Below are 1,121 nucleotides of genomic sequence, written 5' to 3' on the forward strand. Positions count from 1 at the left end.
TCGTCACGGTGGTTTGCACCGCGTTATCGCCCAGGGTCAGTTTCTCGTAGGTGTCCTGCACCGGTCGACCGATACCAGTTTGTTAACGATGGTTGGTTGACCGCCGACTGCCGATGTCATCAGCAGCTGTAATGGTCGCCTGGCCAGTCACGCTGTTGGCTGGAACAGTAATGGTGGTGCCATCGGTGAGCTTGAAGGTCAGCTCAGGATGATTGGTCAGCGGCAGACCGGTGCTGGTGGTCAGGGTCACGGTGTAGGTGACTTTGCCGCCTTCAGCCACAGTGGTTTTGTCTGCAGTCAGGGTCGCAAAGACTTCACTGGTGGTGTCGCCGATGGTGACCGAAGCTGGACCACCGATGGTTGGGTTTTCCAGCGGTGCGCCATTCGACGTGGCACCGGTAATGCTGAGTTGCGCGGTGCCGCCGTCTTTGTAGACGTCGTCGCCTTGCGGATCGAGGGTGTGGACCTTCTCGGTTTCACCAACAGCAAAGACCACGGTTTTACCGTTGCTCAAGCGTGACAGTGACCGGTTGCAGCTGAGCTTTGTCGAGCTTGATGGTGAACGCTGCGCCCTGGTTTTCCAGGACTGGACCGTTGCCGGTGATGGTGATGCCGACGGCATCGCCTTGACCGGTAGGTTCGTCAGTCACGGTGGTTTGCACCGCGTTATCGCCCAGAGTCAGTTTCTCGTAGGTGTCCTGCACCGGTCGACCGATACCAGTTTGTTAACGATGGTTGGTTGACCGCCCACTGCCGATGTCATCAGCAGCTGTAATGGTCGCCTGGCCAGTCACGCTGTTGGCTGGAACAGTAATGGTGGTGCCATCGGTGAGCTTGAAGGTCAGCTCAGGATGGTTGGTCAGCGGCAGACCGGTGCTGGTGGTCAGGGTCACGGTGTAGGTGACTTTGCCGCCTTCAGCCACAGTGGTTTTGTCTGCAGTCAGGGTCGCAAAGACTTCGCTGGTGGTGTCGCCGATGGTGACCGAAGCTGGACCACCGATGGTTGGGTTTTCCAGCGGTGCGCCATTCGACGTGGCACCGGTAATGCTGAGTTGCGCGGTGCCGCCGTCTTTGTAGACGTCGTCGCCTTGCGGATCGAGGGTGTGGACCTTCTCGGTTTC

The 1,121-nt window shown here is 58.7% G+C and carries 3 protein-coding genes; all 3 read right to left on the minus strand.

The genetic code is table 11. From position 1 onward, the window contains the following. Positions 1–82: 82 nt before the first annotated feature. Positions 83–514, minus strand: a complete 432-nt coding sequence (locus JFT80_RS23350) for an immunoglobulin-like domain-containing protein (protein ID WP_201149756.1) — start codon at positions 512–514, stop codon at positions 83–85. Then, positions 501–704 (minus strand): hypothetical protein, encoded by a 204-nt coding sequence (locus tag JFT80_RS23355; RefSeq protein ID WP_201149758.1) that lies wholly within the window; start codon positions 702–704, stop codon positions 501–503. Before JFT80_RS23355 ends, JFT80_RS23350 begins: the two co-directional genes overlap by 14 nt. Before the next feature lie 21 nt (positions 705–725). Continuing rightward, positions 726–1,121, minus strand: a 396-nt coding sequence (locus JFT80_RS23360) for an immunoglobulin-like domain-containing protein (protein WP_201149760.1), incomplete at its 5' end; no start/stop codon positions are given.

The sequence above is a fragment of the Pseudomonas sp. TH10 genome (genome assembly GCF_016651255.1).
Lineage (GTDB): Bacteria > Pseudomonadota > Gammaproteobacteria > Pseudomonadales > Pseudomonadaceae > Aquipseudomonas.